1 rRNA gene is annotated in these 223 nt (G+C 51.1%); it reads right to left on the bottom strand.

What is annotated here, in order from left to right:
* Positions 1–223, bottom strand: a 23S ribosomal RNA gene (locus tag IAE27_RS29460); the annotation flags it as partial.

Raw genomic sequence — 223 nt, 5'->3', positions numbered from 1 at the left:
GCTACAGAATATAAGTCGCTGACCCATTATACAAAAGGTACGCAGTCACCCCACCCCAAAACGCTCCACTGCCTGATTTTTGAGGTTGAACGTCGCTGACGCTCCGTTAACCGTCCATCATGCTGTCGTTACGCATTTTGCGCACCACGCAAAGCGAAACGCTTTGGTGGTGGGGCTCCTACTGCTTGTACGTACACGGTTTCAGGTTCTTTTTCACTCCCCT

It is taken from the genome of Klebsiella sp. S69 (assembly GCF_016516145.1).
Classification (GTDB): domain Bacteria; phylum Pseudomonadota; class Gammaproteobacteria; order Enterobacterales; family Enterobacteriaceae; genus Klebsiella; species Klebsiella oxytoca.
Note: the sequence above shows the minus strand (reverse complement) of the source record. Positions and strands in the feature narration are given on the sequence as shown.